The organism is Rhizobium sp. A37_96 (assembly GCF_053521765.1).
In genome coordinates this window covers 99,252-106,745 of the sequence record NZ_JBNWDS010000019.1, presented here as the reverse complement: position 1 = coordinate 106,745, position 7,494 = coordinate 99,252, and the positions used below count along the sequence as shown (strand labels likewise).

Here is a 7,494-nt window from a genome sequence, read left to right as displayed (position 1 = left end):
ACCCACGCCATGACCACACCGCTCCCCAGGACACCCTCCTTCCGATTGGACGGCAAGACCGCACTCGTCACCGGTGCTTCCTCGGGCATCGGATTGGGCAAAAGCGCGCACTGACGGCACGAAAGGGTTCATCCTGAACAGTTGGGACCCTCTCGTGTCACCCATAGACATCGCCGACAGGAGCAAGAAAACAAGATCGAAAGAAATTGAGGTAACAGGTTCAGCGATGAAGCATCCATGGAATGAAGCGGAAACGCATGTTCTCCTAGCGGAACGACGTAACTATATGGCCATCTCTTGTATGGCATATTACGGGAATTGAGCGAGACAAATAAATCAAGATTTTAGGTAATGGGCATAAGACACAGGCACTACAAGTGATAGAAAGATCATTAACGAATGGGATATCTACGAGGAACTATCCTCATTAATAGAGGTCAAGCTTGCAGATCTGAACAGACAAATCGATTTCAAGGCAACCTGACGAATTTCAGCTCAACGTTGTCTTCACGCTTGATAAGCAATGGCTTCCAAACTTGGTCACTCAACACCAATCCATCTGCCAAAAAAGAAGCGATGCCGACTACCGATTGGTTATCATTTGAAGGATGCGACCTTATTTAACTACCGATCGGCGCGTTCATCACCCGTTGTTCGCGATCATCGCACTGTAGGCTGCGTTGAAACCACCCAGGGATATGGGAAGCTCCGCCATATTTCCCTGCATCATCCGGATGGAAACCTTCCCTGATTTTTCCTTCATCAGCGCATCGAGCATCCCGGGAGGGCACAGGCCTTCCACCAGACATCCTTGCGTCGTGCATCGCGACACTTTTGCCATTGTCGAATACTTGCCGCCGAACGCGATCTTGACGCCGGCCTGAACGGAAAAGCCGAGTGGAAGAGCCATCTGCATACCGATCTTGTTTTCCGCGGAACGCGCCATGCTGATTACCATGAATACCTGCTTTTGATCCGGCGAGGTCAACCTGTACACGATCTGGCAGGGCGGCTTCATCGACTTGTCGGTGCTGCACTGCAGTGTCCACGCTTCGAATTTCTGTTCGGTGATCTGCGGACCGCCGGGCTGAGCCACCGGCGGGCTTGAGGATGCCGCCGGCGCCGGGTTGCTGTTGCTATTGCCGGGCTCGGCCGCCCCTTTCTGAGGATCGGGCTGCGGCGTCACCCCGCTATTGTCGGCACCGAATGCCACGGATGCAACCGCGTGCGTAAACAAGAAAACGACACAACACATAGTCGTCTGCCAATATAGGCGCATGATCCCCTCCACGATTTGGTTTGCAATTTTATAATATATGAGCAATAATGTCGAACGAAACGCGAGTTAAAGCGCATTTTATAGAATAAAATTTAGATCACATTTCAGTTTTCTGTTTTAATCGGAAAACGGCGGAGTTTTATATTTGTAACCCGCAAGGAATAAATTCAGATGGCGCCGATCATCATTGCAGGCTATTCTCTGATCACCGTACTCGCACTAAGCGAGAGTGTGGTATTTGGCGAAAGCTATCTACAGCAGGCTCCTGCCGTGAACGAGAATCCTGCCTTTGTCGAGCAGCTTCCGGAGACGTCAATCGTACCTGCGCTCCAGCCACCACCCGCCAATAGCCGAACTCCGTCGCATAGGCCGAAGCGACCGCCCCATGCGCGGCCGCAAGCCCTATTGGCAAGCAGCGTTTTTCCCAGTGTCGGCAGCGGGGTCACCGAGCGGGCGGCGCCAGGTCCTCTGGACAATCGCCTGCCAACGGTGGGCGCCGGAACGGTGGGACACTGAAATAGTCACAAGTGGCCTGCCGGAATGCACGGGTGCCTGTCATCACTTCGCCAATCAGCCCATGAATATCGGATAGTGATTGCATAGCGGCTGGCGACCGCCAACGAACATGGAACTGGGGCGGTGGCCTTGCGGTTGGAGCAATTCCAGGAAAAGGGCACGGCGGCCTTTCGTGCGGAATTGCGTGGAAGTACAGAGATGGAGCGGTTCGGATATTCTTTGAAAAGCTGAACCACTCGAGAGTTTCGCTGGCGGAATTTCCGCAGCCGATAGCGCAAAGTCGGCCCATTGTTACGGTCCAGGAGCAACATCGAAATGACACACTCCCATAGAGTCATTGCGGCCACATTCGTCATACTTGCCGGTGTGCTTGGTCCGGCAGATGCCTTTGCCGTCGACCAATCCATCATCCGCCATTCCGGATTTTCGGAGACCCGTATACCCCAGGTGAAGGGACGCGTCCCGATCAGGAAGAGCAACAATCTCGAAAAGGGAGCGGCCGCCAAGTCCTTGAACAAATCGGATTCGAGCGGCAGCACACAAAACGAAACCGTGAGCTGCGGGCCTGAAAACGCCCAATCCGACATTTGCCGGAAAGCGATCCAACACCGTTAGCCCTCATGAGCTTTTCGGCTTGCTGACGATCACGGGCGGCTTCGATGCGGCTTCGACGGCTGGCTGGGTAGCACTCACTTGCTGGGGATCGACGGCCGGCCCGATCGGCCTGCCGTTTCCGTCCACCTTGTAGGTCATCGCCCTTTGATGCTCGTCGAGATACCGCATGAATGCTGCTCCGGCTGCGGGATCCTTGAATTGCCAGAGCCCGTTTTTCACGCCTTCGAAGATCAGGGAATAGACGGCAAGCTCTATCCCCTCCTGGACCCCCAAGGTGGTCGGCGCATTTCGCGTAATGCCGCCCTCGATCTGAAGCAACTGGTCGACGCCGACGAAGCGGAAGGCCGAACCCTGAAGCTGAACGGAGTAGACGGTTTTCGTGGTGCTTACGGAGGCCAGCACGCGCCCGGTGCTCACGCTCACGGCTCGTAGCGACACGGTCACGATATCCTTGCGGTACTGCGTGTTTCCGCCGATCCCCAGATAGTTGGCGCCCAGGCCGCCGGTCGTCTCGTTCGAGTCATAACCGACAATGCCGCCGTCAAGCAGCACGCCGGCAAACCGAAGCGGCGGTATGCCGCCGGCCTTGGCGCCATAGACCGCCGACCGCGTGTTCTGGATGATCTGCCGCTCCTGCAATAGCGATTGAAGGTCGGTGCGCTCGACGACATTGAACCAGTTGCCGTTGCCGGCCTTGGTCAGGACGTCGGTCAGCAGCTGCGCGCCGCCTTGCGTGAGGGCGCGGGAAAACTCGGCGAAGTTCTCGTTGGGCTTGTTTTGCCCCGTAAGATCGGGAAACGAATAGACGGCGACGTCGAGCGCTTGCTTCGGCTGCGGCAGACTTTCCAGCGCCACGCCCGTCTTGGTAGCCGGCATGAGCGTCGCCGGGGTACTCATCGGATCAAGATTACTGCCTGCAGCAGCGCAGCCGCTCAGGCCTAGTCCGCATAGAATGGCGGCAAGGGGAAAATTGACATGTGACATCGCTTAACGAATGAATCGCCCCCAAAGAATTGAACATTCAGGCAATCAGTTCGGCTTAGGGATTGGTAGGCACCTGGCTGCCGCTCTCGATCACGATAACCGGAGACGACCCGCCGGAACCCGCCCCTTCGTTTATGTTCCCGAGGTTGCCCAGGGCGCTGTTGAGACCGGACAGATCCGGTGACTGTTGCTGGCCGGATTTGACGCCGGCGCCCTGTGTCTGTGCCGTCGATAGAAGAAATGAGCCATTCAAAGGATTTCCGCCGAATGTCGGGTTGGTCGGCTGATAGACCAGTTGCCCCGAGAACGCCGGCATTGCCGCTGTTGCAGCCAGGCCTACTGCGATCATCGTCATACGCATCATCATTGCCATTCCCCTCTCTCTTGCTTCCGGACGCTGCGGCGTCCATTCAACGCTTGATAAGCAATCCACCGCCTGGCAACCGCGCGATCAGTACATTGACGGGCGCGGAACCGGCAGGCTGAAGAACACTCACATTCAGGCCTGCTCCATTCAGCAATACGACGTTGGAGCGAAGATTATTTCCGGCCTGCAGCACGTTTACATTGTTGTAACTGCCGATCACGCCGGCCGTTGAGATGTTGTTTGCTCCGGATTGAAGATGATACACGCTGTTGCGGATACCTATTTCCAGCGTTTGAGCTATGTTGTTGCCATGCCCCGCAACTGAAGCCTCCGGTACTCCCACGCCCCCCGGCGCCTGGAAATTAAACGAAGGCCGATATTGCTCCGCCTGCTGTTGCGGCGGTGCGCTATTGAACGTCACGGTCGTCTTTACGTTGACCGGTATCTGAACCACATAGGCCGATTCCGCCCGACATACCGTTGCCGCCTGCCCCATCAGCACAGTCAATGCCGCGGCGACACCCAACATCAATTTCCTGCCGTTCGGAGGTTTCATTGTGGTAATCCGCATTGTGAGACACCTCGATCGGTTTCGACCAATAGCTTTGCACTCAGTTCGGTATTCGCCGGTGCACCGACCACCGTGGTGGCGAGAAGCCCGTCCGAACCTGGCTGCAACTCAAAATTGCCTTGCTGAATGCTTTGGCTCGTGCCCGACGCATTGCGCTTGATGAGAACCAGCCTGTAGGTACCGGATACCGCCGTTGCCGACTTTACGATCGCCTGCACGACAAGAAACGCATCCTTCCTGTTTGCCGCGATCAGGCACGCGACCCCCGCTTGCGAAAAAGCGGGAGCGGCGCATGTGAACGACAGAGCAGAAAGGCAGAAAAGCTTCGCAAGGAGGTTGCATGCTGATCGCCAACGGTTGAGCCCAATGCATACGGATGGCTCAACCGCTTGGAAGGAGGAGGCGGACATTCGCATTCGCCTCCTCCTGCCTGTTCAGTGTTGGCTCGTAACGGCGACGTTCCGATAGCCGAACTGCGCCGTAACCGAGGTATTGGTCAGTGCGCTCGAGCTGGTCTGAGAGGTGATCGCATAGTTTCCCGAACCGATCTGGATGGTTCCCTGCAAGTTGGAACCTCCGAACGGGAACGCGCTCTGCACGCCGGACTGAGATGCTATCGCCGTGTTGCGATAACCGGCCTGTACGATGAGCGAGTTGTTCGAGCCCAGCGGGTTGGCGATCTGGGATGTCAAGGCGGTGTTGCCGACGCCGAACTGGGCAGTGGCCGACTTGTTCACGCCAAAGAACGACGATTGGCCCGTGACGGCGAAGTTGTGCCCTCCGGCCTGGAACGTGTCTTGCGAGTTGTTCCCGCCCGACTGATCGGCAAAGGATATGTTGCCCCAGCCGAACTGCGCCGTGTACGAGGAATTGCCGTTAGGCCCGATAACGCCCCATTGGGAGGTGGCGGCAAAGTTTCCGGCACCCACCTGCAGCGTCGTCTGGTCGTTGTTGCCGCCATCCTGGCCCACAATGGCGCCATTGCCCCAGCCGAACTGCATGGTGCTTGACGTGTTGCCGCCATGCTTGCCGTCGGTCTGGTCGGTGGAGGCGAAGTTCAGTCCGCCGACCTGCAGCGTATTCTGGGTATTATCGCCCTTGGATTGATCGGCGAAAGCGGAATTGCCGAAACCGAACTGGCCGATCGTCGAATTGTTGTCGCCGCCATCCCGTTGCAGGGTCGAAGCAAAATTCAGGGTGCCGACCTGGAGGGTGCTCTGGTCGTTGGTCTTGCCCTTCTGATCAGCCACCGCGAAGTTGCCGGAGCCAAATTGCAAGATATCGGAGGTATTGGACTTTGCGGTATTCTGGTTGGTAATTGCAAAGTTGCCAACACCGTCCTGGAAGGTCAGCGCCTGGTTGTTGCCGCTATTCTGGCTGACGAAAGCGCCGTTGAAGGCGCCCACCTGGCCGATGAACGAGTCATTTTCGACCGGTGGCGGTGGATATGGACCGGCAAGCGTCAAAGACGTACTTGCCAGCAAAATCGCGAGAGCTCCAAACGTCCTCATGTGATCCTCCCTGTTCTCCAAAACGGGGCAAGCGACCATTCACCGCCCTCGACCTTTTTAATAAGCCGCTGGAGGAGAGCCGAACAAGAGAACCGTTCGTACTAGGACGGTAACCAGGGATAATATGAAATATAAAAGACCTACCTCAAAATGAGTAGCAGATGAAACATGTATCGGTCGGGCGTATCGGTTATACTCTTCTTTGCTTAAGGGCACTAAGCCATCAGGGAGCCAGATAAATACAATCCAAGTGTGCGGCAATTCATACTACCCTCGGAGAGGTTCAATGAGAGAGCGCCACATTATAATGGATTAGTTGACAGGCATGACTACGTTTGACAGTCTCGTCTCATCCGAAGCAATCGTTAAAGTTGAGATTCAGCTTGATGGACGGCAGCTGCCTAAGCGGCTGCTTTTCGCTACCCCAAGCTTTGCAGATTGGTTGGGTGAACGCGTAAGCAGAAACGAACCATCGTCGCTCGGTGCGGTCCTCAGCCCCATCGAACAGCTAGACTTTCTCTTTTTCACGTTTGTCTCGGGTAAGCCGCTCATTCATTCCAGACAATTCCGGGCAATCCGCCCCGAACGAAATGCAGTCTGGGAACTGAAGACCGTGGATCTGCGCATATTCGGCTGGTTTGCCAAGCGCGACTGCTTTGTCGCGGTTTTCGGGGACTGGGCCGACCATGTGAAGGATTATGATCTTTACCGCGGCTATCGGCTGGAAGTTCGCCGGCTACGTCGTGAGCTTGGCGTGGGTGATGCGTTGTGCGTTGAGGGAGTCAACCCGGACGATGTCATTTCGGTTTGAGATAGGCGCGCGGGCGCGTGCGGCGAGCCGCTTTATCGCAAACATTCGCAGCGATCTTGTTGCCGCCATTCTCGAAAGGCGGTCGGAGAAAGGATTTTCGCAGCAGCGGCTGGCAGAATTGGTCGGCGTCAGCCGGAAGGACCTGAACCGCTACCTCTGCGGACAAAGGGAGCTTCCGCTTCGCTCGATCGCGGACCTGGCCTGGGCACTCGACAAAGAGATCCATATCGAGCTCCGCGATCCCACAATGTTGACGAACGGCAACCGTGTCTCCGAATTCGAGACCCGGGCGGCCGTTCATCCCGTTTGCTCCGGCGGGGTCGTTTCCTGGAGCTCTTCGCGCGCTATCCGCACCATTGTTGCCCGCGCCAACACTGAACGGGATGATTGAAGCACATGCGTTATGGATATTGCATCTTCTGCGACGATGTTCGCACCGAAATCGGCGAAAAGCTGAGCTTCATCGGCGTCTATAGCGGCGTGCTGATGTTACCCGAATTCCCCTTCTCCCTGCCCAAATTCTGTGTGCACGTAAATCTCATCACTCTGGCGACGGAGCCGTATCGCTCGATCGTTCTGCGCTGCGTCGCGCCAGGAGACCGCCAACCGCTCCTTGAAGAGCGGCTGGATCCGGACCAGCTCAACGAGCAGAAGGATCTGACGGATAGCGCGGAGACGAGCGATATCCCCATCAATGTCGTGGTTGGTGCCAGTCTTGTATTTTCGCCATTGATATTGCGCCGTCCGGGCCTGCTGACCGTCAGCGCGATCATCGACGACAAGCCGGCGGAGATCGCATCCCTCCGGATAGCCCAGCGCTGATCCGGCCCATGAAGGCCG

At 56.5% G+C, this 7,494-nt stretch carries 9 protein-coding genes and 1 pseudogene; 4 read left to right on the top strand and 6 right to left on the bottom strand.

What is annotated here, in order from left to right; genetic code table 11:
- Nucleotides 1–9 precede the first annotated feature (9 nt).
- Nucleotides 10–99: pseudogene (locus ACQZ6J_RS30180) on the top strand (3-oxoacyl-ACP reductase); the annotation flags it as partial.
- 544 nt (nucleotides 100–643) lie between these two features.
- On the opposite strand, the gene ACQZ6J_RS30175 reads toward ACQZ6J_RS30180, so the two are convergent.
- From ACQZ6J_RS30175 to ACQZ6J_RS30150, 6 genes are all read right to left on the bottom strand, one after another.
- Nucleotides 644–1,279, bottom strand: a complete 636-nt coding sequence (locus tag ACQZ6J_RS30175; protein WP_449086728.1) for an invasion associated locus B family protein — start codon at nucleotides 1,277–1,279, stop codon at nucleotides 644–646.
- Nucleotides 1,280–2,413: 1,134 nt separating this feature from the next.
- Nucleotides 2,414–3,286: a CsgG/HfaB family protein gene (locus tag ACQZ6J_RS30170; protein ID WP_449086727.1), complete on the bottom strand. Its 873-nt coding sequence runs from the start codon at nucleotides 3,284–3,286 to the stop codon at nucleotides 2,414–2,416.
- A gap of 163 nt (nucleotides 3,287–3,449) precedes the next feature.
- Nucleotides 3,450–3,767: a curli assembly protein CsgF gene (locus ACQZ6J_RS30165; protein WP_246726031.1), complete on the bottom strand. Its 318-nt coding sequence runs from the start codon at nucleotides 3,765–3,767 to the stop codon at nucleotides 3,450–3,452.
- A 37-nt stretch (nucleotides 3,768–3,804) separates the two neighbouring features.
- Nucleotides 3,805–4,317, bottom strand: a complete 513-nt coding sequence (locus ACQZ6J_RS30160) for a hypothetical protein (protein WP_163992038.1) — start codon at nucleotides 4,315–4,317, stop codon at nucleotides 3,805–3,807.
- Nucleotides 4,314–4,742, bottom strand: a complete 429-nt coding sequence (csgH, locus tag ACQZ6J_RS30155; RefSeq protein ID WP_449086726.1) for a curli-like amyloid fiber formation chaperone CsgH — start codon at nucleotides 4,740–4,742, stop codon at nucleotides 4,314–4,316. The genes ACQZ6J_RS30160 and csgH overlap by 4 nt, the downstream gene beginning before the upstream one ends.
- A gap of 24 nt (nucleotides 4,743–4,766) precedes the next feature.
- A complete protein-coding gene (locus ACQZ6J_RS30150) occupies nucleotides 4,767–5,843 on the bottom strand; it encodes a hypothetical protein (protein WP_449086725.1) in 1,077 nt (358 codons plus the stop codon).
- 325 nt (nucleotides 5,844–6,168) lie between these two features.
- On the opposite strand from ACQZ6J_RS30150, the gene ACQZ6J_RS30145 reads away from it, so the two are divergent.
- The 3 genes from ACQZ6J_RS30145 to ACQZ6J_RS30135 are packed head-to-tail and all read left to right on the top strand — an operon-like array spanning nucleotide 6,169 to nucleotide 7,476.
- Entirely contained in the window at nucleotides 6,169–6,654 is a 486-nt protein-coding gene (locus ACQZ6J_RS30145) for a hypothetical protein (RefSeq protein ID WP_163992032.1), read from the top strand.
- Nucleotides 6,542–7,045 carry a helix-turn-helix domain-containing protein gene (locus ACQZ6J_RS30140; RefSeq protein ID WP_449086724.1) on the top strand — a complete coding sequence of 168 codons (504 nt, stop codon included), beginning with the start codon at nucleotides 6,542–6,544 and terminating at the stop codon, nucleotides 7,043–7,045. Before ACQZ6J_RS30145 ends, ACQZ6J_RS30140 begins: the two co-directional genes overlap by 113 nt.
- Before the next feature lie 5 nt (nucleotides 7,046–7,050).
- Nucleotides 7,051–7,476, top strand: coding sequence for a DUF6941 family protein (locus ACQZ6J_RS30135; protein ID WP_163992028.1), 426 nt, complete (start codon nucleotides 7,051–7,053; stop codon nucleotides 7,474–7,476).
- Nucleotides 7,477–7,494: the final 18 nt, after the last annotated feature.